The organism is Zhengella sp. (assembly GCF_041397485.1).
GTDB lineage: Bacteria > Pseudomonadota > Alphaproteobacteria > Rhizobiales > Rhizobiaceae > Zhengella.
This window is the reverse complement of sequence record NZ_JAWKWO010000001.1, coordinates 1,220,866-1,243,473: the sequence shown is the minus strand read 5'-3', so window position 1 is coordinate 1,243,473 and position 22,608 is coordinate 1,220,866. Positions and strand designations below refer to the sequence as shown.

The window sequence follows — 22,608 nt, the reverse complement described above, 5'->3', positions numbered from 1 at the left end:
TATGTCGGGCAAAGCGTTGCAGGAAAGTCGCCGTGGCAGCCAGGCCAAGGAAAACCGAACCGAAGAAAAAGACGGGCCCGGCCGCAAAGCAGGTGCCGGGCGCCTCCGGCCGCAGGCGTCAGTGGCGGCGCTGGGGTGCCAGGGGCCTGTTCGCCCTGGCGGCGCTGGCCCTGCTTCCTGTCCTGCTCACGCTTCTCAATGCCCTGCCGTTCGTACACCCCGTTTCCACCCTGATGCTCCGCGACCTGGTGACGCTGAAGGGCTATGAGCGGCAATGGGCCAGCCTGGAAACGGTCGCGCCGGTACTGGTCCATTCGGTGATCATGTCGGAGGACGGGCAGTTCTGCTCCCATCATGGCGTGGATTTCGCCGAACTGAACAAGGTCATCGACGATGCGCTGGAGGGCGAGGCGGTGCGCGGCGCCTCCACCATCACCATGCAGGTGGTCAAGAACCTCTATCTCTGGCCGGGGCGGTCCTATGTTCGCAAGGCGCTGGAAATTCCCTATGCGCTGATGGTGGATGCCATCCTGCCGAAACGGCGGATCATGGAAATCTACCTCAATATCGCGGAGCTGGGCGATGGCCTCTATGGCGTGGAAGCGGCGGCGCAGGCGCAGTTCGGACGCAGCGCGGCCAAGCTGACCGGGCGCCAGGCTGCGTTGTTGACAGCATCGCTGCCCAATCCCTACACGCGCATTCCCTCAAGGCCGTCGCGCGGCATGGCACGCGTGGCGCGGGTGATCGAACAGCGCGCGGCCAAGGCGGGCGGCTATGTGGACTGCGTGCGAACGGAATGACGGCCACGTGTTTTTTTTGGCCGGGATGCTGGTCAAACCCTTCGCGGACGTGTATAGGCAGCCCGGATTTCAGGACTAAAAGGCCGGACCGCCGCTCCGAGGGGGCGTGATGCGGCTGGCTTGTCTGGCTTTTACCGGAGTAGAAACATGGCTGTACCGAAAAGAAAAGTGACGCCGTCGAAGCGCGGCATGCGCCGCTCCGCCGACGCGCTGAAGAACCCGACCTATGTCGAGGACAAGAATTCCGGCGAACTGCGCCGCCCGCATCATGTCGATCTGAAGACCGGCATGTATCGCGGCCGCCAGATCCTGGAAGCCAAGGAATAAGGCCGGCGCCCTTCCCCTACCCTCGGGGGGGGCGTGGCATATCCGTTTCGAGACCGGCTGCCCTGGCGGGCGGCCGGTTTCCGTTTGTGCCAATGCCGCTTGACGGAACGGGGCGCGGGCACCACCATCCGCGCACCGCGAATCCCCGGAGGGCTCCTGCCGTGCTCGGTCTCATTCCCCTGCTCATCATACCGTTCCTTGTCTACAATCTCGGCCTTGCCGGCGTTTTCGGTGCGGCGGACGCTCCGTTCGCGGGGGCCGTGTTTTCCATGCAAATGATGTCCGGCGGGGTCTTCACGCTGACGGTCGCGGACCTGATCCTCGTCGTGGCGCTGGTGCTGCTGTTCCTCGAGATCCTCAAGGCCACGCGCACGCACAACGCCTCGGTGGTCGACCATCTTCTCTCCACCTTCGTCTTCGTGGCCTATCTGGTGGAATTCCTGCTGGTCCAGGGCGCGGCGACATCGCTCTTCTTCATTCTCATGGTCATTGCACTTGTCGATGTCCTGGCGGGCTTTACCGTTTCGCTGCGCGCGGCCGGCCGTGACGTCACGTTCCAGTAGGTTTCCCGATGCGTTGTTTCGATCTTCCGGGGCGCTCCCGCGTCATCGCTGAAAACGGCATGGCCGCAACATCCCATCCGCTGGCCACCGTCGTGGCGCTCGACGTTCTCAAAAGCGGCGGCAATGCCGTGGACGCCGCCATTGCCGCATCGGCGGTTCTGGCCGTGGTGGAGCCGCAGATGACCGGCATTGGCGGCGACTGTTTCGCCATCGTGGCGGAACCGGACGGCAGCGTTCACGGCCTGAACGGCTCCGGCCGCGTGGCCGCCTCAGCCGATGCGGCAAAGCTGCGGGCCATGGGGCATGCCCGCGTGCCGGCGACCGGCGGTCTTTCGATCACCGTGCCGGGCGCGGTGGATGCCTGGGCGCGGCTTGCGGAGCGGTTTGGCACACGGGGCATGGACGCCCTGCTGCAGCCGGCAATCCATTATGCCGAGGCGGGTTTTCCCATTCACGAACGGGTGGCCTGGGACTGGGCCTTGCTGGCGGATGGCCTGGCGGGCGACGAGGGCACTGCCCGCCATTGCCTGGCCGGAGGGCGGGCGCCGGTGACCGGCGAACGCTTTGCTTTCCCGGCGCTGGCGAAAACCCTGCGCGCCATTGCCACCGGGGGATCGCGTGCCTTCTACGAGGGACCCGTTGCAGCCGAAATCGCCGCGACCGTACGCAAGGCGGGGGGCTTCATGGATGAGGAAGACCTTGCGGCGGTGCGGGCCGACTGGGTCGCGCCAGTTTCCACCCGCTACGGCGGCCATGACGTGCTCGAAATCCCGCCGAACGGGCAGGGCATCGTCGCGCTGGTGATCCTCAATATCCTGGGCGCGCTTGGCGCCGGCAAGCTGCCGCCCGATGGTGCGGCGCGGTATCACCTTGAAATCGAGGCGGCGCGGCTGGCCTATTCGGTGCGTGACCATCTCCTCGCCGATCCTGCCAGCATGGGCGCCAGCGCGGAACAGATCCTGTCGCCCGCCCACACGGAATCGCTTGCCGCGCGGATCGATCCGGAGCGCCGCGCCGATGACATCGTGCTGCCGGACCTGCCGGATGCCGACACGATCTACCTGACCGTCGTGGACCGGGACCGGCGGGCCGTCTCCTTCATCAATTCCATCTATTCGGGCTTCGGTGCGCTGGTGGCAACGCCGGAATCGGGCATCGTGTTGCAGAATCGGGGCGCCTGTTTCAGCCTCGAGGAAGGCCATCCCAACGAAATGAAGGGCGGCAAGCGCCCGATGCATACCATCATCCCCGCCATGGCGATGAAGGACGGCAGGGTTTCGCACAGTTTCGGCGTCATGGGCGGGGCCTATCAGCCGATGGGCCATGCGCATGTGTTTTCCAACCTGACGGATCACGGAATGGATGTTCAGGCGGCCATCGATCATGCCCGCCTGTTCTGGGACGAAAGCGGCACGCTGCTGCATGAACGGCACATGGCGGAGGACGCGATCGCCGGGCTGGCGGCGCGGGGGCACGGGTTGAAACCGGCGCCAAAAGCCTGGGGCGGCAGCCAGATCATCCGCATCAACCACGAAACCGGCTTCCTGGAGGCCGGATCGGATGCGCGCAAGGACGGCATGGCGGCCGGCTGGTGACACCGCTTTTTGCGCCTGCGAAAAAGAAAGGCGCCGCCTGATATATCAAGCGGCGCCCGCATTCCTGTCCGGCGGGACGAAATCAGGACATGGCGTCGAGCTTGCGCTGCATGGCGGCGATCTGTTCCTTGAGGTCAGCCAGATTCGGATCATCCTCCTTGCCCTTCGCCGCCGCCTTCTCCTCCTTGCCTGCGCCGGCCGGTCCGCCCGGAGCGCCGCCCTGCATGGCGGAGAAGGGCGAGAACATGCGCATGGCGTTCTGGAACACCTCCATGTTGCGCCGGGTCTGCTCCTCCAGAACCTTCATGGTCGGGTTGTCGATCATGGAACCCATGGGCGTGGAGCCGAGCGCATCCTTCATCTGGGCGCGCAGGCGCTCCTGCTCCTTGGAGAAAGCATTCATCGACTGCTCCAGGAAACTGGGAACGATCATCTGCATCTGGTCGCCGTAGAAGGCGATCAACTGGCGCAGGAACGGGATGGGCAGCATGGACTGGCCGGTCTTGTTCTCCAGTTCGAAAATGATCTGGGTGAGAACCGTATGGGTTATGTCGTCGCCGGTCTTGGCGTCCTGGACGGTGAATTCCTCGCCTTTCTTCACCATCTCGGACAGGTCTTCCAGTGTCACGTAAGTGCTGGTGCCGGTGTTGTAGAGCCGGCGGTTGGCGTATTTCTTGATAACCACCGTCTCGTCGTTCTTGCCTGCCATGTCCGCCTCCCTGGTTCGAACAGGATCGTGTCAGTTCTGCCGGCCTGAACCGGCTTTGTGCGCAGCATAGGCGCAACATGCAAATGTTTCCCAGCGATTTGTGCAGTGCATGAGCGGCTTGGGGATTTGCCGCCGCCATGTCATATTGCGATGCGAAAGACACACGAGCCGCCCGCACGGGGGCCAATTGCTCCCAATGTCTCGTTTGACATCGGCGCGCACTCGGTCAAACGTGGCGGCACAATCCAGCTCCAGTCCCAAGGGAGAGAAGCATCATGTCGAAATCGGTTGTCGTGGCCAGCGCAGCGCGTACGCCCGTCGGAGCCTTCAACGGTTCGTTTGCGAATACCCCGGCCCATGTGCTGGGCACCGTCGCCATCAAGGGCGCGCTCGAACGCGCGGGCGTCGATCCGAAGGAAGTCGACGAGGTGATCATGGGCCAGATCCTGTCGGCAGGCGAGGGCCAGAACCCGGCCCGACAGGCGGCCATGGGTGCCGGCATCCCACAGGAGGCGACGTCGTGGGGCCTCAACCAGCTTTGCGGCTCGGGCCTGCGCGCCATCGCGGTCGGCATGCAGCAGATCGCGCTGGGCGATGCCAATGTCATCGTGGCCGGTGGCCAGGAAAGCATGTCCATGGCGCCGCATTGCGCGCATCTGCGCTCCGGCGTGAAGATGGGCGACATGAAGATGATCGACACCATGATCAAGGACGGCCTGACCGACGCCTTCTACGGCTACCACATGGGCAACACCGCCGAAAACGTGGCGCGTCAGTGGCAACTGACCCGCGAGGATCAGGACGCTTTCGCGGTCGCCTCGCAGAACAAGGCGGAAGCGGCGCAGAAGGCCGGGCGGTTCAAGGACGAGATCGTGCCGGTGACGCTGACCACGCGCAAGGGCGACGTGATCGTTTCCGATGACGAGTACATCAAGCATGGCGTGACCATGGACAGCGTGGGCAAGCTGCGCCCGGCCTTCGACAAGGAAGGCTCGGTGACGGCCGCCAACGCGTCGGGCATCAATGACGGCGCGGCAGCGGCCGTCCTGATGACCGAGGAAGAAGCTGTGCGCCGCGGCATTGCGCCGATGCTGCGCATCGTGTCATGGGCCACGGCCGGCGTCGATCCGCAGATCATGGGCACCGGCCCGATTCCGGCTTCGCGCAGGGCACTGGAAAAGGCCGGCTGGACGGTCGACGACCTCGATCTCGTGGAAGCCAACGAGGCCTTTGCCGCGCAGGCCTGCGCCGTCAACAAGGACATGGGCTGGAATCCCGAGATCGTGAACGTGAACGGCGGCGCGATCGCCATTGGCCACCCGATCGGTGCTTCGGGGGCGCGCATCTTCAACACGCTGGCCTTCGAGATGAAGCGGCGCGGCGCGAAGAAGGGTCTTGCCACGCTGTGCATCGGCGGCGGCATGGGTGTCGCCATGTGCTTCGAGGCGATGTGACAACCGCCCGGATCCGAGAGACCATCAGCCTATAGCGGGCAGGAGGGCGCGGCGCGGCGGAGAGGTGAACCGGCATCATCCGGGGACTTTCTTCATCGCATGCGCCTTCCGGTCCGATCCACACAGGGGAGGAGAAGTGCATGTCCAAGGTAGCAATCGTCACCGGCGGGTCGCGCGGCATCGGCGCGGCCATTTCCATGGCGCTCAAGGAGGCCGGCTATACCGTCGCGGCCAATTATGCCGGCAATGACGAGGCGGCATCGAAGTTCACGGCCGAGACCGGTATCAAGACCTACAAGTGGTCGGTGGCCGATTACGAGGCCTGCCAGGCGGGCATCGCGCAGATCGAGGCGGATCTCGGGCCAGTGGCCGTGCTGGTCAACAATGCCGGCATCACACGCGATTCCATGTTCCACCGCATGACGCCGCAGATGTGGAAAGAGGTAATCGACACCAACCTGACAGGCGTTTTCAACATGACGCACAATGTCTGGGCGGGCATGCGCGACCGCAAGTTCGGCCGTGTCATCACGATTTCGTCGATCAATGGCCAGAAGGGCCAGGCCGGTCAGGCCAATTACTCGGCCGCGAAAGCCGGCGATATCGGCTTCACCCGTGCGCTGGCGCAGGAAGGCGCGCGCGCCGGCATCACCGTCAACGTGGTGGCGCCGGGCTATATCGCCACCGACATGGTGATGGCAGTGCCGGAAAAGGTGCGCGAGGCCATCATCGGACAGATCCCGGTCGGCCGTCTCGGCGAGCCGGAGGAAATCGCCCGCTGCGTGGCCTTCCTGGCCTCCGATGACGCCGGCTTCATCACCGGTGCGACGATCTCGGCCATGGGGGGGCAGTATTTCTCGTCGGCCGTAACCGCGTTCTGCATCGTTGACGGGCGCCCGCTGCGGCGCCCGCTTCCGTTTCGGACAGGCTTCGCGATTCCGGCAGAAAGGCGTATGTTTCGGGAAAGGAACCCGGAGAGAAAGCCATGCGCCGAACCCTTCATGCCTTGCCGTTTCTTCTTGCCGGCATCCTGTTTCCCGCCGCCGCCCTTGCAGACCGGATCGATGGCGACTGGTGTTCGCCGGACGGCAAGCACCTGCATATCGAGGGGCCGGCCATCACGATCCCGTCCGGGGCGCAGATCATCGGCGATTACGGGCGGCACAGCTTTCGCTATGAGGGCCCCGAGGGCGATCCTGAAGCCGGTCAGGTGATCGAGATGCGGCAATTGTCGGAGGAAGCCATGCTGGTCGTGCGCGTTGTCGATGGCGTTTCGAGCGATCCGGTGCGCTGGAGCCGTTGCCAGGCGATCAGCGGGCTCCCATATGAGGCGAAGCGGAACAAAGCCTGAATCAACCGGAGTCAGCGATTCGTCGCCGATTCGTTCCAGACTCGTTCCGCTCGAATCCGCGTCAGGGTTGCAACTCCGGCGCGGCACTTGAGAAAAAAGGCGGGTGCGCTTGCAGCTTGCCGTGAGCTGTGCTTTGGAAACAGGCGCAGCCCGTGCGCTGTCTCCGATCCGTCCGAAGGACCGCCCCGCTGACGATGAATGCACCTGCAAGACAGAATGAGCCGCTCGTCCTTTCCGGGCGGGATGTCACGGCAGTGCTGGGGCCGACCAATACCGGCAAGACCCACCTGGCCATCGAACGCATGGTCGCCCATGACAGCGGGGTGATCGGCCTGCCGCTGCGCCTGCTGGCGCGCGAGGTCTATGGCCGCGTCTGCGAGAAGGTGGGCGCGGGCAATGTGGCGCTTGTCACCGGCGAGGAGAAGATCAATCCGCCCGGCGCGCGCTATTCGGTGTGCACGGTGGAGGCCATGCCGCGCCAGACCAGTGCCTCCTTCGTGGCCATCGACGAGGTGCAGCTTGCCGGCGACCTGGAACGCGGCCATATCTTCACCGACCGTATCCTGCATTTGCGCGGGCGGCAGGAAACGCTGCTGCTGGGCGCGGGCACGATGCGCGGCATCCTGGAAAAGCTCCTGCGCGGCCTTTCGGTTGTCACGCGGCCGCGCATGTCGCACCTGGCCTGGTCCGGCTCCAAGAAGATCACCCGGCTGCCGCGCCGCTCGGCCATCGTCGCCTTTTCCGCCGACGAGGTCTATGCCATCGGCGAATTGATCCGGCGCCAGCGCGGCGGCGTGGCTGTGGTGCTGGGCGCGCTCAGCCCGCGCACGCGCAATGCGCAAGTGGGGCTGTACCAGTCCGGCGACGTGGATTTCCTGGTGGCGACCGATGCCATCGGAATGGGGCTCAACCTCGACGTCGACCACGTCGCCTTCGCCCAGACGCGCAAGTTCGACGGCTTCCAGTACCGCCAGCTCACGCCGGCGGAACTCGGCCAGATCGCCGGGCGCGCCGGACGGCATACCCGCGACGGCACGTTCGGCGTGACCGGGCAGGCCGACATGTTCGAGGACGAACTGATCGAAAAGCTGGAGGCCCATGATTTCGCGCCGGTGCGCACCCTGCAATGGCGGACCGCGCAATTCGATTTTTCCAGTCTTGCCGCCCTTGCCCATTCGCTGGAAACCATTCCGCCGGTGGACGGGCTGACGAGGGCGCTTCCGGCGGTGGACCAGCAGGCACTCGGCTATCTTTCGCGCGATCCGGATGTGCAGGCGCTGGCCACCAATCGCCAACGGGTGGAATTGCTCTGGGATGTCTGTGCGCTGCCGGACTATCGCCGCATCGCGCCGGCCCAGCATGCCGACATCATCGGCCAGCTCTATGGCGACCTGGCGCGGCGCGGCCATGTGGACGAAGACTACATGGCCGAACAGGTGCGCCGGGCCGACCGGACCGAGGGCGATATCGACACGCTTTCGGCCCGCGTTGCACAGATCAGGACATGGACATTCGTGTCGCACCGGCCGGGATGGCTGGCGGATCCGGCACATTGGCAGGAAAAAACACGCGAGATCGAGGACAGGCTGTCGGATGCCCTGCATGAAAGGTTGACGAAACGCTTCGTAGACCGCAGGACTTCCGTGCTCATGAGGCGCTTGAGAGAAAATACGATGCTGGAAGCGGAAATCAGCCCGGCCGGGGATGTCACGGTCGAAGGTCATCACGTCGGTCAGTTGCAGGGATTCCGGTTTACCGCCGATACCTCTGCCGAGGGCGAAGATGCCAAGGCGGTGAGAGGGGCGGCGCAAAAGGCGCTGGGCCAGGAATTCGACGCGCGGGCGGAGCGTTTCGCCGCTACCGCCAATGGCGACCTGGCGCTGTCGTCGGATGGCATGCTGCGCTGGCTGGGATCGCCCGTCGCCTTGCTGGCCGCCGGCGACCAGGTGCTGCGGCCGCGCGTGATCCTGCTGGCCGACGAGCAGCTGACCGGACCCGCGCGCGACAAGGTGGCGGCGCGGGCCGAGCGCTATGTCGCCTATCAGGTCGAAAGCCTGCTGAAGCCGTTGCAGGACCTCGCCGCCGGCGAAGGCCTGGAGGGCATTGCCAAGGGTATCGCCTTTCGCATGGCCGAGCAGATGGGCGTCATCAACCGGCGCGAAATCGCCGACGAGGTCAAGGCGCTGGACCAGGACACGCGGGCGGGGCTGCGCAAGCTGGGCGTTCGCTTCGGGGCCTATCACCTGTTCGTGCCGGCATTGCTGAAGCCGGCGCCCGCCGGTCTCATCACAACGCTCTGGGCGCTGTTCCACGATGCCAAGGACGATCCGGGTTTCGGCGACGTGGTCTCGGCGCTGGCCGCAGGGCGCACTTCGGTGGTCACGGACCCCGCTTTCCGGCAGGATTTCTACCATCTTGCGGGTTTCCGGGTGCTCGGGCGGCGCGCCGTGCGTGTGGACATCCTCGAACGGCTGGCCGATCTGATACGCCCGGCGGTCTCCTGGCAGCCGGGCCAGGGGGCGCGGCCGGAAGGCGGCTATGACGGGCGGGCCTTCATCGTCACGCCTGCCATGATGTCGATTCTCGGCGCCACGGCCGAGGACATGGACGAAATTCTCAAGGCGCTTGGTTATCGCGGCGAAACGAAGCCGGCCGAAGAGGTGGAGGCGCATCTGGCATCGCTCGATGCGTCCGGCAAGCCGGAGGCACTTGGCGTACCGTCGGGCGAAGATGCGGGGCCTGGTGCCGGCGACGCGGACGAAGCGCCCGCCGCGGCCGACATGGTGACGGCGCTGGCCGGCGCGCCGGCCGCCCCGGAAACGGAAGCAGACACCGCCACGGATGCCGGTTCGGCACCCGACGCGGCAAGCATCATGCCCGGAGAGGACGATGCGGCATCCGTGCCGCAAGAGGCCGCAGCGGTGGATGGCGTTGCTGTGGCCGATGCGCAGCCTTCGAGGGACGCTGCGGAAGCAGAGGCGGAGGCGCCGCGCACGATCACCATCTGGCGGCAGGGCCGGGCCGAGGGCCGCGGCCGGCCGCAGCCGGGACGGGGGCGCGACAACCAGCCCAAGCGTGAAGGCTTCAAGGGCAAGGGCCGTGACCAGAAGCGTGGCCCGAAACCGGGTGGCAAGCCGGGAGGCGGCAAGCCGGACCGGGTTCATGCCGGCGGCGGCAAGCCGCAGCGGGAGGCCAGGCCACAGCGGATCGATCCGGATTCGCCCTTCGCCAAGCTGGCTGCGCTCAAGGACAAGATGGGCAAGTGACAGCATGGCTGGCGGTGAAGGCGCCTTGACCGGATGAGTCCGGAAGCCGACCCGGAGGGCGGTGGACGCCAGCGGCTGGACAAGTGGCTGTTCTTTGCCCGCGTCGTGAAATCCCGCTCGCTGGCGGCCAAGCTCATTCAGGCGGGGCGCGTTCGCGTCAACCGTGACAAGACCGACAATGCGGCAAAGGCGGTGCGGCCGGGCGATGTGCTGACCGTGACGCTGGATGGCCGGGTGCTCGTTCTCAAGGTCGTGGCGCCGGGTGCGCGGCGCGGCCCCTACGAGGAAGCGCGGCTGCTCTACGAAGACCTGTCGCCGCCGCCGCCGCCGCGCGATGCGCTGTTGCCGGACCAGTTGGCGCCGGTGCGCGAGACGGGAAAGGGGCGGCCGACCAAGAAGGAGCGCCGGCAGACCGACCGGTTGAAGGGGACGGACGGTTGAGGGCGGCCGGCGCGAGCGGCAATCATTGCCAGCCAAGGCGCGCCATTGTGCCGCAGTGCAAAATCCTTGCTCAAAATGGCGCTCCGGCGACAAAGCTTGCTCTTGTCAGAGCCAGGCAAAGCCGTTACCTGACACGCAAAAGACCAGAGCGATGCGTGAAGCGCCGGAGCCGGACATGACCTATATCGTCACCGACAATTGCATCAAATGCAAATATACCGATTGCGTGGAGGTTTGTCCGGTCGACTGCTTCTATGAAGGCGAGAACATGCTCGTCATCCATCCGGACGAGTGTATCGATTGCGGCGTCTGCGAGCCGGAATGTCCCGCCGAGGCGATCAAGCCGGATACGGAGCCGGGCCTGGAAGACTGGTTGAAGCTGAATACGGACTATGCGGCGATCTGGCCAAACATCACCGTGAAGAAAGACCAGATGCCGGAAGCGGAAAAGTATGACGGCGAGCCTGGAAAGCTGGAGAAATACTTCTCCGCGGAGCCGGGGACAGGCGACGAATAAGCCGCCGCAACCGGTTGGCGAAGCCTGCCGGGCGTTGACCGCCCAGTCTTAACCTTTTCGGAACAGGCGAAAAGGCGCGCACGTTCTCGCATGCGGCAAATTCTTGATTCTTTCGCTTTTTTGTGATAGTTATCACGCATCATGCCGGTTCATGCAATCAGCCACATGCGTTTTGCGCGTTAATCTTTGAAAGGTACAAGCCTCACCAGTCAGGCCAAGATCATCCAGGGCAGGGCGTTCAAGTCATGTCCACGGTGCGATCGGGTTGCGAATGGTGGGTGTTTTGCCTTGTCGGCGTTTTGCATGCCAACCGGCCCGTTTCCGATGCTGGCGAATCCGCCCGCGTCCAACAGGGAGTTAAGAAGCGTATGGCCACCCAGCAGAAGAAATCGGCACAGCGTCAGGGTTTCAAGACCGGCGAGAGCATCGTCTATCCGGCGCATGGCGTCGGCCAGATCGTCGCCATCGAGGAACAGGAAGTCGCCGGGCACAAGCTGGAGCTTTTTGTGATCGACTTCGAGAAGGACAAGATGCGCCTCAAGGTTCCGGTTGCCAAGGCCGTCTCCATCGGCATGCGCAAGCTCTCCGAAACCGACTATGTCGATCGTGCGCTGAAAGTCGTTCAGGGCCGGGCGCGGGTGAAGCGCACCATGTGGTCGCGCCGGGCGCAGGAATATGATGCGAAGATCAATTCCGGCGACCTGATCTCGATTTCGGAAGTCGTTCGCGACCTTTACCGCGCCGAAAACCAGCCGGAGCAATCCTATTCGGAACGTCAGCTCTACGAGGCGGCGCTCGACCGGATGGCGCGCGAGATCGCGGCAGTCAACAAGATGAGCGAGACCGAGGCGGTCAACCTGATCGAGCAGAACCTCAACAAGGGGCCGCGCCGGGGCGCCAAGGCCGACAATGAGGAAGCCGATCAGGAAGAGGCGGCCTGATCGTCTGAAAACACAGCGTTCACCGTAAATTGACAGGCTCCGGATCGCTTCCGGAGCCTGTTGCTTTTCGGGCCGTAGCCGATGCCCTAACGCGGTTCGTGGTAGTGCTGCAAGTATCTGAAAAGAATTAATTTATCTGTGCCCGACGGCCGTCGCCGCTGGCCGACGGATCGCTGGCGATCCGGCTTTTCGGTTCATTTTTCCTGAACCGGGGGGAACGAAAACCTCGCTGGAACCGTTTAGGGCCGGATGGCGATGTAGCATGCGAGAGCCGCGACCTGATCCACCGGCCGGCTGCAGCGTAAGAATGAGCAAGGTCAACCCCTTTCCGGAGGTCTCCATGTCCGATGACGCTTTACGCAATCGCATGGTACGGGCGGCCATGAAAGCGCCTTACCTCGAACGCGACGAGGAGCACATGCTCGCCGTTCGATGGAAGGAGGAAAAGGACCAGGAAGCCCTCCACCGCATCACGACGGCGCATATGCGGCTCGTCATCGCCATGGCGGCCAAATTCCGGAACTTCGGTCTGCCGCTCAGCGATCTCATACAGGAAGGCCATGTGGGGCTGCTGGAGGCGGCAGCCCGGTTCGACCCGGAGCGCGAAGTGCGCTTCTCGACCTACGCGACCTGGTGGATCCGCGCATCCATTCAGGATTACATCCTGCGCAACTGGTCGATCGTACGCGGCGGCACCTCGTCGACCCAAAAGGCGTTGTTCTTCAACCTGCGGCGGCTGCGCGCCAAGCTGGCACGCGGCCCAGAGCCGATGAACATCGATGAAATCCACGACCAGATTTCCCAGAAGCTGGGCGTCTCCAAGGACGATGTCGCACTGATGGATTCGCGCCTTTCCGGCCCGGACAGTTCGCTCAACATGACGGTCAGCCAGAGCGAGGACAGCGGCGCGGAGAAGATGGATTTCCTGGTTTCCGACGCGCCCCAGCCCGATGAGGTCGTCGGCGTGGCCATTGACGAGGAACGCCGCTCCAAATGGTTGCATGGCGCGTTGAACGTGCTCAATGACCGCGAACTCTACATCATCAGGCAGCGCCGCCTGTCCGAAGACGGCGCCACACTGGAATCGCTTGGTGCAACGCTGGGCATTTCCAAGGAGCGTGTTCGCCAGATCGAGAACCGGGCCATCGAGAAACTGCACGGGGCACTGGTCGCCGCCGATCCGCGCATGGCGCAGCACTGAACTGCCGGCAGGTCCAGCCCCTCGCGCGGGGCCGTCGACACAGGACCGGTCCGTCTATCGGTCCGTGACGATCTTCACCCGGTCGCCAGCCGAAACCCCGGCGCCCGGTCCAAGTGCGTTGAGCAACCGGAACAGGTCCAGCTTGCGGTCGGTGCCGCTCATGCGCGCCGCCAGGTTTGCCATGGACTGTCCGGGGGCGACCTTGACGACGCGGATCCGCAAGGGGCGCAGGGACTGGCGCTCGGCCGCCGTCATTGTCGCGAATGTGTTCCTCACGAAGCGGGCCGTCGGGTCCAGCGCGCTGCTGCGCAGCGGCGCGGCGGTGAGAATGCGGAACATCTGCGGCCCGGCGCGCACCACCGCGATATCGAATTGCCAGCCATCAGCCGCCGCGCGCGCGGTCGCGGCCGGCAGACCGCCTATCGTGGCGGAGCGGATGGAGGTCTCGTCCAGGCCGGAAACCCAGCCGCTGGCGATATAGGCCTCAGGCCCGGTTGCCGCATTCACGGCCACTCCGTCAAAGCGTATGGCCACGTCACCGGGACCGGCCGCGGTGACTGCCGCGGCGGAATTGTCGATGACGAAGCCCTCGGGAACCGAGAAGCGTATGCCCAGACCCGGATGCAGGAAATTGCGCCCGCGTACGAAACCCTCCCTGGGCGTGTCGCCATAGATCATCCCGTCTATGCCATCGAGATAGGCGTCGCGATCGGTCAGTCCGTTGCCGCGCGGACCGATATTGCGCGCATGGCGCAGCGCAAGGTCGATGCGCCGCTGGCTGGACGGATGGGAGGCGAGGAAATCGAGTGAGGGATCGTCGGCGCCGCTGACCGAACGGAATTGCGTATAGGCGCTCATGGAACGCAGGAAACGGGCGGCGGCAAACGGATCGAATCCGGCCTCGCCGATCTGCTTGATGGAGATCGCGTCGGCTTCAAGCTCCTGATTGCGCGAGAATTCGGCCAGGCGCAGCTTGCCGCGAATGACGGCCGCGCGGGCATTGGGGTCGCCGGCAAGGACATCCTGGGCCACCTTTTCGGCAATGCCGGCTTCCTGTTCGGCCCGCCGGCGCTGGATGCCGTGATTGGCGGTCACATGGGCCATTTCATGGGAAATGACGGCGGCGAGTTCAGCGCTGTCATTGGCCAGTGCCAGAAGTCCGCGCGTGACATAGAGATAGCCGCCGGGCAATGCGAAGGCGTTGACCGAGGGCGAATCCAGGATCGTGATCCTGTAGGCCTGGGCGGGGTCCTGGGTCGCGCCGATCAGCTTTCCGACCACGCGCGCCACCATGCGCTCCAGCCGGGGATCGGAATATTCGCCGCCATAGGTTTCCAGAATGCGGGGATGCTGCGATTCGGCCAGTTGCCGCATGCGCTCGTCGCCAGCCGACGACTCGAACGTGACGGGATTGTCCGAAGGTTTGAGCATGCCGTCCACGCCGCCCTGCCCGGTCAGGGAACAGGCAGACAACAGCACTGCGACAGCAGCCATGGCGGCGCTACGCGCAAATGCAGGCAAGGGAATAGACAGGCGTTCCAGTTCAACCACCATCGGAAAATCGGGCGAGGGGGCGCGCCGCGTGCAGTCTCACGTAGCCACAGGAGGATTCGGATGGCAAGTCCGGGCAGGGTCTGTGTCAGATGCAATTGCGGCGAGAAGCGGGCAGAAGCGCGGCCGGCGCGTCAATTCCGCCCGGTATAGCGGCGCACCGCCTCCGGTCCGGCAGGGCCGAACAGCGTGGCCGCGGCAGCGCGTGCCGCAATGTGCCCGTTTTCCAGGAACAGGGCCTCGCCCCCCAGCGTCACCGCGTCTTCGGGGTGATGGGTGACCATGACCAGCGTCATGCCGGTTTCCTGTTGCAGTTGGCAGAGCAGATCGAGCATGTCGGCGCGAAGGGCCGGTCCGAGCGAGGCGAAGGGTTCGTCGAGCAGCAGCACGGGCCGGTCTCGCACCAGAACACGGGCGAGCGCGGCGCGCTGCCGTTCGCCGCCGGACAGTTCGGCCGGCTTTCGCCTTTCCTTGCCTGCCAGTCCGGTCCGCTCAAGCGCGGCGGCGATGTCGTCGCGGTCGCTGGCCGAGAGGTGCAGGCCCGGCGACCGCCCGAGGCCGACATTCGACGCGATGTCGAGATGGCCGAAGAGGTTGTTTTCCTGAAACACCATGGACACGGGCCGCCCGGCCGGGTTGCGCGCGGTCACGTCCTCGTCACCGATGAGCACGCGGCCGCTGTCCGGCCGTTCAAAACCGGCCACGAGGTTCAGGAATGTCGACTTGCCGGATCCTGAAGCGCCGACCAGCGCGACGATGCTGCCGGCCTCGAGCCGGACATTAAAGGCGGCCGCGAACCCGTCCAGCGCGAGGCGGACATCCTGCATTTCAACTGCGAGGCCATCGCTCATGGCGTCTCCCTTCCCGCGCGCGCCGCCACCATCATCAATGCCAGGCAGACAAGTGCAAGGATGAGCGCGAGACCGGCGGCGTCGTCGGTGCGGTAGCTGCCCATGCGGGCATGCAGGAGCCAGGGCAGGGTGCGGAAATCCTCGGATCCGAAAAGGGCAATGACACCCAGGTCGCCAAGCGACAGGGCCATGGCGAAGGCAAAGCCAGCGGCAAGCGGGCCTTTCAGCGCAGGCATGTCGATCAGGCGCAGGCGCGTCCAGCCGGAAAGGCCGAGATTGGCTGCCAGCCGGTCGTGCCTTGCCGCCGCGGCATCATGGGCGGGGCTCAGCAGGCGCATGACGAAAGGCATGGCCATGGCGGCGTTCACCACCGCCACGAGGGCGGGGCCGATCGTTCCGGTCAGGCGCAATTGACCGGCCTCCACGGCGAGGATGAACCAGCCCGCGCCAAGCACGACAGAGGGGACGAGCAGGATCAGGCTGGCGCCGTTGCCGGCGCACCATTCCACCCAGCCGGGCCGGCCGCCGCGCCGCGCCCTCTGGCGGGCCAGGCGCAGGCGCAGCAGCGAGAACGTGAGCGAGACAGCCAGAACGGCTGAAATGACGGCCAGGACCAGGCTCGTGCCGAGGGCCTGCCGGACGCCGGCCTCGCCCAGAAGGCGCGGCAGGTCCGCCTTCAGGCCGGCAACGAGCATGGCGGCCAGCGGACCACCGACAAAGGCCGCACCAAGTCCGATGACAAGAAAGCCGATGGCGGACTGGCCGGGCGTTGCCGGCAGGCCATGGCCACGGCGCGCCAGCGTGAGATTTGTCTCGCCGGCCAGCGGCGCGCCGATGGATTGCAGCGCGACGACGAGAAGGCCGGTCAGCGCCAGTTGCGCCAGTGTGAGCGCGGCGGCCCGCGCGGGCTCGAAATCGAACCGAAGCGCCTGATAGATCGCCACTTCCAGCGTGGAGGCGGATGGTCCGCCGCCCAGCGTCAGCACAACGGCAAAGGAGGTGGCGCAGAGCATGAAGACCAGGCCGGCAATGCCCGGCAGGCTTGCCGCCAGCGCCGGCCATTCGATGAAACGGAACCGGGCCGCCGGCCCCATGCCGAGCTGGGCAGCCAGGCGCCAGCGGTCGTGCGGAACCGCTTCGAGCGCTTCCAGAACCATTCGCGCGGCCAGCGGCATGTTGAAGAAGACGTGGGCGAGCAGAATACCGGACAGGCCGAACACACCCGGCCATTGCCCCCCCGTCAACGGTGCCAGTATGGGCGCCAGAAGGCCGGCGCGGCCATAGAGCGCCAGCGTGGCAAGCGCCGCCACGATGCCGGGAATGGCAAGGGGCAGCGCGAACAGGCCGAGCACCAGGGTGCGGCCAGGGAAGGTCCGGTGGCGGAAGAGCGCGCGGGCAATGACGATGGCCGGCACGACGGAAAACAATGTGGACAGGGCGGCCTGCCACAGCGTGAAGCGCGCCGCCGCCCAGAGCCAGCGATCGAAGGCGCCAGCGACATCGGCGCCCTGGCGCGTGGCCGAGAGGACAAGGCCGGCCATGGCGCCGCCGACCAGGAGGCCAAGCAGGGCCAGCGCTGCCAGCCCCGCCTTTCCTCCTGCTTTCGTGCGGGCGCTCATCGGCCGCTTGTCCGCGCCGCGATCGTCAGCGGCTCATGGCGGCGAGCCACTCGTTTACCCAGTCCTTGCGGTTTTCAGCCACGTCCTCCGGCGCGAAGGTCAGGCTGGCGGACGGCTCGACCAGTTTCGAGAAGGCCTCGGCCAGCGGCTTTTCCGTCTTGCCGGCGGGCATCATCCAGTTGGTTTCGGGGATGACGTCCTGGAAGGCGGGACCTGTCATGAAGGAAAGGAATTTCGCGGCAAGCGGATTGTCCCTGCCCTTCACGGTCTGGCCGGCGATCTCGATCTGCATGTAGTGGCCTTCCTCGAAGGCTGCCGCCTGGTAACGGTCGGTATCCTCGGCAATCATGTGATAGGCCGGCGAGGTGACATAGGACAGCACCATCGGCACCTCACCCTTGACGAAGAGGTTGTAGGCTTCCGACCAGCCCGGTGTCACGGTCAGGACGCGGTCGCTGAACGCTTCCCAGGCCTTCGGTGCGTCATCGCCATAGACCTTCTTCACCCAGAGCACGAGGCCGAGACCTGGCGTGGAGGTGCGCGGATCCTGTATGACGATCTTCGGCGTGTCGCCGCCCTCCATCAGTTCCTTCAGGCTTCTGGGCGGATTGTCGACTTTCTGCGTGTCGTAGACCACCGCGAAGTGGCCATAGTCGAAGGGAATGAAAGTGTCGTCGGACCAGCCGCCAGGCACGTCCACGTTGTCCAGGCTGACGCCATGGGGCGCGAACAGGCCGGTTTCCCGGGCATCCGCCATCAGGTTGGTGTCGAGACCGAGGATGATGTCGGCCTGCGTGTTCTCACCCTCCAGCTTGAGCCGGTTGAGCAGGGCGACGCCGTCGGTCACGCCGACCAGTTCGATATCGCAGCCGCATTCGGCCTCGAATGCCTTTTCGACGACGGGGCCCGGTCCCCAATCGGCAGTGAAGGCCTCATAGGTATAAACGGTCAGGTCGGCCGCGGTGGCGGGCCCGGCCATGGCGATTGCGGAACAGGCGGCAAGCAGAAACTTACGCATTGTCTGCGTCTCCTTTTCGTTCGGGTTTCGGGGAAAAAGGCGCTGCGGACAAGCAAGGCGTCTAATCCCTCCGCCGGTGCTAACCGGATCAGGTTTTGCGGGTTGGCAATCAGCCTCTCAGCGCGCCGGACACGATCCGGCGGGCACCCCGTTAGAACACTTGCGCATTTAGCGGAGCGGTGGGTGTCTGGCAAGGGGCGGGCGGCGGCACGGGCGCTTCGTCAGGACCGAACGCTTCCCGTGGCGGCGATGGCATGCTAAGCGCGCGGGCATGAGCACATTCGTGATCCTTCTTGGCGGCGAGCTGCATGCAACGCCGCGCCTGATGAGCCAGGTGGCCGGCCATCGCGTGATTGCCGCCGATTCCGGCATGGAACATGCCGCCCTTCTCGGCGTGACGCCGGAACTGTGGCTTGGCGATTTCGACAGCGCGGACGAGGCGCTCTTCACCATCTACCCGGATGTTCCGCGCGAGGCCTTTCCGCAGGACAAGGACATGACGGACGGCGAACTGGCGATTGCCGAGGCGCTCAGGCGCGGCGCCAGCGCATTCATCCTGGCCGGCGCCTTTGGCGGGCCGCGGGTCGATCATGCCTTCCTGCACCTGACGGCGGCGGTTTCCGTGGCGGAGACCGGCCTGCCGGTTCTCATCACGTCAGGCAAGCAGGAAGGCTATCCGGTCCTGCACGGGGAAAACCGGTTCGACCTGCCGCATGGCACGCTGTTTTCCATCCTCGCCTTCAACGATCTGGAAGGGCTGACGGTGGCGGGCGCCAGGTGGCCGCTCGTGGAAAAGGACGTGGCCTTCGGCTCGTCGCTGACCATGTCGAATGTCGCGCTCGGGCCGCTCATGGTCGAATTGGCTTCGGGCCGGGCGCTGCTCGTCGCGCATCCCGATCCGGCTGCACAGTTCTGAGGGTTTCCAGCGCATGGCTCCGCCGCTTCTCCATCTCGATGGCATCCGCCTGACCTTCGGCGGCAAGCCGCTGCTCGATGGCGCCACGCTTTCGGCGGGCGCCGGCGACAAGATCGCGCTGGTCGGGCGCAACGGATCGGGCAAGTCGACGCTGCTGAAAATCGCGGCCGGCCTCGTCGAGGCGCAGGAGGGCGATATCTTCCGCCAGCCGACCGCGACGATCCGCTATCTGCCGCAGGCGCCGGATTTCGGCGAGCACGGCACGGTGGAGGCCTATGTCGCCGCCGGCCTCGGCCCGGCGGACGAGGAATGGCGCGTGGCCTATCTGCTCGATCATCTCGGGCTGGACGGCATGGCCGATCCGAAACTGCTTTCGGGCGGGGAGGCGCGGCGCGCGGCGCTTGCCAAGGTGCTGGCACCGCAGCCCGACATTCTCCTGCTCGACGAACCGACCAACCATCTCGACCTGGCAACCATCGAATGGCTGGAAGAGGAACTTCAGCAGTCCACCTCCGCGATCATCCTGATCAGCCATGACCGGCGCTTCCTGGAACGGGTGACGAAGGCAACCGTGTGGCTCGACCGTGGCACGACGCGGCGGCTCGAAAAGGGCTTTGCCCATTTCGAGGACTGGCGCGACCAGGTGCACGAGGAAGAGGAACGCGAGCAGCACAAGCTGGGCCGGCAGATCGCGCGCGAAGAGCATTGGGTGGTCCACGGCGTTTCGGGACGGCGCAAGCGCAACATGCGGCGGCTCGGCGAGTTGCAGACCATGCGCCAGGCGTTTCGCGAGCACCAGGGGCCGGAAGGCAAGGCGCGGCTGGAGGCCTCGGAAGCGGAAGCCTCCGGCAAGCTGGTCATCGAGGCGATGGGCATTTCCAAATCCTTCGGCGAGCGTGCGATCGTGCGCGATTTCTCGCTGCGAATCCTGCGCGGAGACCGCATTGGCCTTGTCGGCCCCAATGGCGCGGGCAAGACGACGCTGCTGAAGATGCTGACCGGTGAACTGGCACCCGACAGCGGAACGGTGCGCCTTGGCGTCAACCTGGAAATCGCGACGCTGGACCAGGGACGCGCGCGTCTGGACCCGGACGATACGCCGGCTTCCTTTCTTACCGGCGGGCGCGGCGACCAGGTTGTCATCAATGGCGAGGCCCGCCATGTCATGTCCTACATGAAGGATTTCCTGTTCAAGCCCGAGCAGGCGCGCACGCCGATCCGCGAACTGTCCGGTGGCGAGAAGGCCCGGTTGCTGCTGGCCAAGGTGCTGGCGCAACCGGCCAATCTGCTGGTTCTGGACGAGCCGACCAACGATCTCGACATGGAGACGCTGGACCTCCTGCAGGAACTTGTCGCGAACTTTCCGGGCACCGTCATTCTGGTCAGCCACGACCGTGATTTCCTCGACCGCACGGTTTCCGCGACGCTGGCGCCTGAAGCGGGCGGCAAGTGGCTGGTCTATGCGGGCGGCTATGCCGACATGCTCGCCCAGCGCGGCACAAGCCGGTTCGCATTGCGTGATCCGAAACCGGCAACGCGCGGCGAGGCGAAGCCGGCTGCCGCGGCGCCCATGGCGGCAAAGCCTGCCCCTGCGCGGGCAAAGCTCTCCTACAAGCAGAAATTCGCGCTGGAAAACCTGCCGAAGCAGATCGAGAAAATGACCGGCGAAATGGAAGCGCTGGAGGCCCGGCTTGCAGACCCGGCGCTCTATGCGCGCGATCCCGGCGGCTTCAACAAGCTGGCCGCAGAACTCGACGCCAAGCGCGCGGCGCGCGACAAGGCGGAAGAGGAGTGGCTGGAACTGGAAATGCTGCGCGAGGAACTGGAAGGGTAGGGAAAATTGCGCGCGGGCCGTCCGTGCCCTGGCGCAGCGCCCGCATGACAGTTTGTCACATGCGCGCTCCTGTCACGTTCCCATTGCCGGCCGGCCTCCCCACATAGCGGCGGTTACAAACCGCAGTGGCCGTCACAAGGCCACGCATCATCATGAGGGATATGCCATGAGCACTGTTGATGCAGTGATCGGCCGCGCCGACTTTTCCGCTTCCGCTGCCGCTTCAGCTTCAGCTTCCGCTTCCGCTTCGACGTCCGCCGTGCCGGACCGCGACGATTTCCGCCCCGTGCTGCCGCTTCTCAACCTCGGCGCCGCCTGGTTGCTGGCCATCTATCTCTTCGGATACCCGGCCGTGATCCTGCCCGCGCTCCTCGCCGTGCCGACGATCTTCTACGTTCTCATCCGGCTTACCATGGGCCGCTGAGGCATTTCCGGTTCGGGCGTCCTCATTCGACAGGGCGCCCGAACACGGTCATGGCCAAAGCCAGGAATGCGAGCGCCAGATAAAAGGCGACCCGCGCCCATTGCGCCTTGCGTGTTCCCGCGCGGATGGCGGCAAGAAGGGCCTGAAGCCCGTAATAAAGCGCGAAGGCGCGCGAGGCATAGCTGATGATGGCGAAGACGTCGAAAAGCCAGGTCATGGCGAGTCCGCCAGCGGTCAGCGCCGCATAGGTCATGCCCTGGCGAACACGGCCGCGCGTCAATTCATGCACCAGGCCGCCAGAGCCGCCCGTATCGGCTATCGCGGCGGAAAACTGGGCGCTGAGCGCGGCCACCATGAGCATTGCAGGAAGTATCGTGGATACACGCGCCGTCATGTCGATGACGCCGGTTTCGCTGACCATTCCGTCATCCGCCGGGAAGACATAGGCCATCAGTACGATATAGGCGACATAGATGGCGGTGGCGAGGACCTGTGCCAGCCGCATGGAGCGGATGCGGGTCGGCGCGTCGTAGATCTCGCGCAAGTAGCGGGACGTCTCGAAGCCCTGGACCGTGACGATGAGACCGAAGGCGAGCGCAAGACCGCTCCAGCCGTCCACGTGAACCGGATTGGCGACCAAGCCGTCATGGACGACCCGGTCGCGAAAAAAGAGCGCCATGCCGGCCAGCAATCCCGCGATGATGGCAAGCTTCACGCTGACCGAAACCTGCTCCAGCCTTTCAAGCGCGGTGAAGCCGCGTGTCGAGCCGATCGCCAGAATCAGCAGCAGGAGCGCGCTGGTGATCGAGCGCGCCACAAGCGGATCGTCATGGGAAATCATCCGGGCGGCAAAGGCGCCGAACAGGTTCAGGTAGTAGGCAACCGAGACAAAATAGGCCAGCGCCAGCGTCCAGGATGCCAGCGCTTCCAGTCTCGTGGCGCCCGGCGTGTCGTCGAGCCCGTCATTCAGGGCGGCGATATTGAAGCGTATGGCGCTGCCGAACGCCCAGGCGGCGGCACAAAGTCCGGCCATGACCACAGGCGCCCAGCCGCCATAGCCATAGTCGAGGACAGGGGCAAGGATGAGGAAGCCGGAACCGATGATCGAAGCAAGGGGTGTGACCGTTGCCCGCCAGAAGGGGTTCGATGCGACGGATGGGCGAAAGAGAATTGCGCCCGTGGCAAGGGCCGCTGCAAGAATGGCGATGTCCACGAACACGAAATACCTCG

19 protein-coding genes, 1 pseudogene and 1 riboswitch are annotated in these 22,608 nt (G+C 65.2%); of the genes and pseudogenes, 14 read left to right on the top strand and 6 right to left on the bottom strand.

Annotated features, from left to right (window positions below; all coding sequences use genetic code 11):
* Window positions 1–32 precede the first annotated feature (32 nt).
* The 4 genes from mtgA to R3D65_RS05915 all read left to right on the top strand — a co-directional run bounded on the left by mtgA (window position 33) and on the right by R3D65_RS05915 (window position 3,285).
* Window positions 33–800: a monofunctional biosynthetic peptidoglycan transglycosylase gene (mtgA, locus tag R3D65_RS05930; protein ID WP_371274311.1), complete on the top strand. Its 768-nt coding sequence runs from the start codon at window positions 33–35 to the stop codon at window positions 798–800.
* A 147-nt stretch (window positions 801–947) separates the two neighbouring features.
* Window positions 948–1,127 (top strand): 50S ribosomal protein L32, encoded by a 180-nt coding sequence (gene rpmF / locus R3D65_RS05925; protein WP_371274310.1) that lies wholly within the window; start codon window positions 948–950, stop codon window positions 1,125–1,127.
* Between the two features lie 161 nt (window positions 1,128–1,288).
* Window positions 1,289–1,690 carry a hypothetical protein gene (locus R3D65_RS05920; protein WP_371274309.1) on the top strand — a complete coding sequence of 134 codons (402 nt, stop codon included), beginning with the start codon at window positions 1,289–1,291 and terminating at the stop codon, window positions 1,688–1,690.
* A gap of 59 nt (window positions 1,691–1,749) precedes the next feature.
* Window positions 1,750–3,285: a gamma-glutamyltransferase family protein gene (locus tag R3D65_RS05915; RefSeq protein ID WP_371274308.1), complete on the top strand. Its 1,536-nt coding sequence runs from the start codon at window positions 1,750–1,752 to the stop codon at window positions 3,283–3,285.
* Between the two features lie 82 nt (window positions 3,286–3,367).
* Here the strand turns inward: R3D65_RS05915 and phaR are convergent, their stop codons facing one another.
* Window positions 3,368–3,994, bottom strand: coding sequence for a polyhydroxyalkanoate synthesis repressor PhaR (phaR, locus tag R3D65_RS05910; RefSeq protein WP_371274307.1), 627 nt, complete (start codon window positions 3,992–3,994; stop codon window positions 3,368–3,370).
* A 275-nt stretch (window positions 3,995–4,269) separates the two neighbouring features.
* Between phaR and R3D65_RS05905 the strand changes: the two genes are divergently transcribed.
* The 7 genes and pseudogenes from R3D65_RS05905 to R3D65_RS05875 all read left to right on the top strand — a co-directional run bounded on the left by R3D65_RS05905 (window position 4,270) and on the right by R3D65_RS05875 (window position 13,165).
* A complete protein-coding gene (locus R3D65_RS05905; protein ID WP_371274306.1) occupies window positions 4,270–5,448 on the top strand; it encodes an acetyl-CoA C-acetyltransferase in 1,179 nt (392 codons plus the stop codon).
* A gap of 140 nt (window positions 5,449–5,588) precedes the next feature.
* Window positions 5,589–6,308 (top strand): annotated as a pseudogene (phbB, locus tag R3D65_RS05900) (acetoacetyl-CoA reductase); the annotation flags it as partial.
* 685 nt (window positions 6,309–6,993) lie between these two features.
* On the top strand, window positions 6,994–10,065 hold the full coding sequence (locus tag R3D65_RS05895) for a helicase-related protein (RefSeq protein WP_371274305.1): 3,072 nt from the start codon (window positions 6,994–6,996) through the stop codon (window positions 10,063–10,065).
* 33 nt (window positions 10,066–10,098) lie between these two features.
* The gene (locus R3D65_RS05890) at window positions 10,099–10,506 is read left to right on the top strand and encodes an RNA-binding S4 domain-containing protein (protein WP_371274304.1); all 408 of its coding nucleotides are present in this window, start codon (window positions 10,099–10,101) and stop codon (window positions 10,504–10,506) included.
* Between the two features lie 175 nt (window positions 10,507–10,681).
* Entirely contained in the window at window positions 10,682–11,023 is a 342-nt protein-coding gene (gene fdxA, locus R3D65_RS05885; RefSeq protein ID WP_371274303.1) for a ferredoxin FdxA, read from the top strand.
* Between the two features lie 368 nt (window positions 11,024–11,391).
* Window positions 11,392–11,964, top strand: coding sequence for a CarD family transcriptional regulator (locus R3D65_RS05880; RefSeq protein ID WP_099307337.1), 573 nt, complete (start codon window positions 11,392–11,394; stop codon window positions 11,962–11,964).
* A gap of 340 nt (window positions 11,965–12,304) precedes the next feature.
* Complete coding sequence (locus R3D65_RS05875) at window positions 12,305–13,165, top strand: RNA polymerase factor sigma-32 (RefSeq protein WP_371274302.1); 861 nt, start codon at window positions 12,305–12,307, stop codon at window positions 13,163–13,165.
* A gap of 54 nt (window positions 13,166–13,219) precedes the next feature.
* On the opposite strand, the gene R3D65_RS05870 is transcribed toward R3D65_RS05875, so the two are convergent.
* From R3D65_RS05870 to thiB, 4 genes are all read right to left on the bottom strand, one after another.
* On the bottom strand, window positions 13,220–14,659 hold the full coding sequence (locus R3D65_RS05870; RefSeq protein ID WP_371274301.1) for a M48 family metalloprotease: 1,440 nt from the start codon (window positions 14,657–14,659) through the stop codon (window positions 13,220–13,222).
* Window positions 14,660–14,850: 191 nt separating this feature from the next.
* Window positions 14,851–15,567 (bottom strand): ATP-binding cassette domain-containing protein, encoded by a 717-nt coding sequence (locus R3D65_RS05865; protein WP_371274300.1) that lies wholly within the window; start codon window positions 15,565–15,567, stop codon window positions 14,851–14,853.
* Window positions 15,564–17,186 carry a thiamine/thiamine pyrophosphate ABC transporter permease gene (thiP, locus tag R3D65_RS05860; protein WP_371274299.1) on the bottom strand — a complete coding sequence of 541 codons (1,623 nt, stop codon included), beginning with the start codon at window positions 17,184–17,186 and terminating at the stop codon, window positions 15,564–15,566. The genes R3D65_RS05865 and thiP overlap by 4 nt, the downstream gene beginning before the upstream one ends.
* A gap of 25 nt (window positions 17,187–17,211) precedes the next feature.
* A complete protein-coding gene (gene thiB, locus R3D65_RS05855; RefSeq protein ID WP_371274298.1) occupies window positions 17,212–18,204 on the bottom strand; it encodes a thiamine ABC transporter substrate binding subunit in 993 nt (330 codons plus the stop codon).
* A gap of 48 nt (window positions 18,205–18,252) precedes the next feature.
* Window positions 18,253–18,365: riboswitch (TPP riboswitch) on the bottom strand.
* Window positions 18,366–18,475: 110 nt separating this feature from the next.
* Here thiB and R3D65_RS05850 point away from each other — a divergent pair.
* From R3D65_RS05850 to R3D65_RS05840, 3 genes are all read left to right on the top strand, one after another.
* Complete coding sequence (locus tag R3D65_RS05850) at window positions 18,476–19,120, top strand: thiamine diphosphokinase (RefSeq protein WP_371274297.1); 645 nt, start codon at window positions 18,476–18,478, stop codon at window positions 19,118–19,120.
* Window positions 19,121–19,133: 13 nt separating this feature from the next.
* Entirely contained in the window at window positions 19,134–20,954 is a 1,821-nt protein-coding gene (locus tag R3D65_RS05845) for an ABC-F family ATP-binding cassette domain-containing protein (RefSeq protein WP_371274296.1), read from the top strand.
* Window positions 20,955–21,120: 166 nt separating this feature from the next.
* Complete coding sequence (locus tag R3D65_RS05840; RefSeq protein WP_371274295.1) at window positions 21,121–21,378, top strand: hypothetical protein; 258 nt, start codon at window positions 21,121–21,123, stop codon at window positions 21,376–21,378.
* A gap of 22 nt (window positions 21,379–21,400) precedes the next feature.
* Here the strand turns inward: R3D65_RS05840 and R3D65_RS05835 are convergent, their stop codons facing one another.
* Window positions 21,401–22,597 (bottom strand): hypothetical protein, encoded by a 1,197-nt coding sequence (locus R3D65_RS05835; RefSeq protein WP_371274294.1) that lies wholly within the window; start codon window positions 22,595–22,597, stop codon window positions 21,401–21,403.
* Window positions 22,598–22,608: the final 11 nt, after the last annotated feature.

What these genes read in the sequence shown, in the direction of transcription:
- rpmF (WP_371274310.1), top strand. Translation starts at nt 948, where the DNA reads ATGGCTGTACCGAAAAGAAAAGTGACGCCGTCGAAGCGCGGCATGCGC.
- R3D65_RS05915 (WP_371274308.1), top strand. Translation starts at nt 1,750, where the DNA reads ATGGCCGCAACATCCCATCCGCTGGCCACCGTCGTGGCGCTCGACGTT.
- phaR (WP_371274307.1), bottom strand. Translation starts at nt 3,994, where the DNA reads ATGGCAGGCAAGAACGACGAGACGGTGGTTATCAAGAAATACGCCAAC.
- R3D65_RS05905 (WP_371274306.1), top strand. Translation starts at nt 4,270, where the DNA reads ATGTCGAAATCGGTTGTCGTGGCCAGCGCAGCGCGTACGCCCGTCGGA.
- R3D65_RS05895 (WP_371274305.1), top strand. Translation starts at nt 6,994, where the DNA reads ATGAATGCACCTGCAAGACAGAATGAGCCGCTCGTCCTTTCCGGGCGG.
- R3D65_RS05890 (WP_371274304.1), top strand. Translation starts at nt 10,099, where the DNA reads ATGAGTCCGGAAGCCGACCCGGAGGGCGGTGGACGCCAGCGGCTGGAC.
- fdxA (WP_371274303.1), top strand. Translation starts at nt 10,682, where the DNA reads ATGACCTATATCGTCACCGACAATTGCATCAAATGCAAATATACCGAT.
- R3D65_RS05880 (WP_099307337.1), top strand. Translation starts at nt 11,392, where the DNA reads ATGGCCACCCAGCAGAAGAAATCGGCACAGCGTCAGGGTTTCAAGACC.
- R3D65_RS05875 (WP_371274302.1), top strand. Translation starts at nt 12,305, where the DNA reads ATGTCCGATGACGCTTTACGCAATCGCATGGTACGGGCGGCCATGAAA.
- R3D65_RS05870 (WP_371274301.1), bottom strand. Translation starts at nt 14,659, where the DNA reads ATGGCTGCTGTCGCAGTGCTGTTGTCTGCCTGTTCCCTGACCGGGCAG.
- R3D65_RS05865 (WP_371274300.1), bottom strand. Translation starts at nt 15,567, where the DNA reads ATGAGCGATGGCCTCGCAGTTGAAATGCAGGATGTCCGCCTCGCGCTG.
- thiP (WP_371274299.1), bottom strand. Translation starts at nt 17,186, where the DNA reads ATGAGCGCCCGCACGAAAGCAGGAGGAAAGGCGGGGCTGGCAGCGCTG.
- thiB (WP_371274298.1), bottom strand. Translation starts at nt 18,204, where the DNA reads ATGCGTAAGTTTCTGCTTGCCGCCTGTTCCGCAATCGCCATGGCCGGG.
- R3D65_RS05850 (WP_371274297.1), top strand. Translation starts at nt 18,476, where the DNA reads ATGAGCACATTCGTGATCCTTCTTGGCGGCGAGCTGCATGCAACGCCG.
- R3D65_RS05845 (WP_371274296.1), top strand. Translation starts at nt 19,134, where the DNA reads ATGGCTCCGCCGCTTCTCCATCTCGATGGCATCCGCCTGACCTTCGGC.
- R3D65_RS05840 (WP_371274295.1), top strand. Translation starts at nt 21,121, where the DNA reads ATGAGCACTGTTGATGCAGTGATCGGCCGCGCCGACTTTTCCGCTTCC.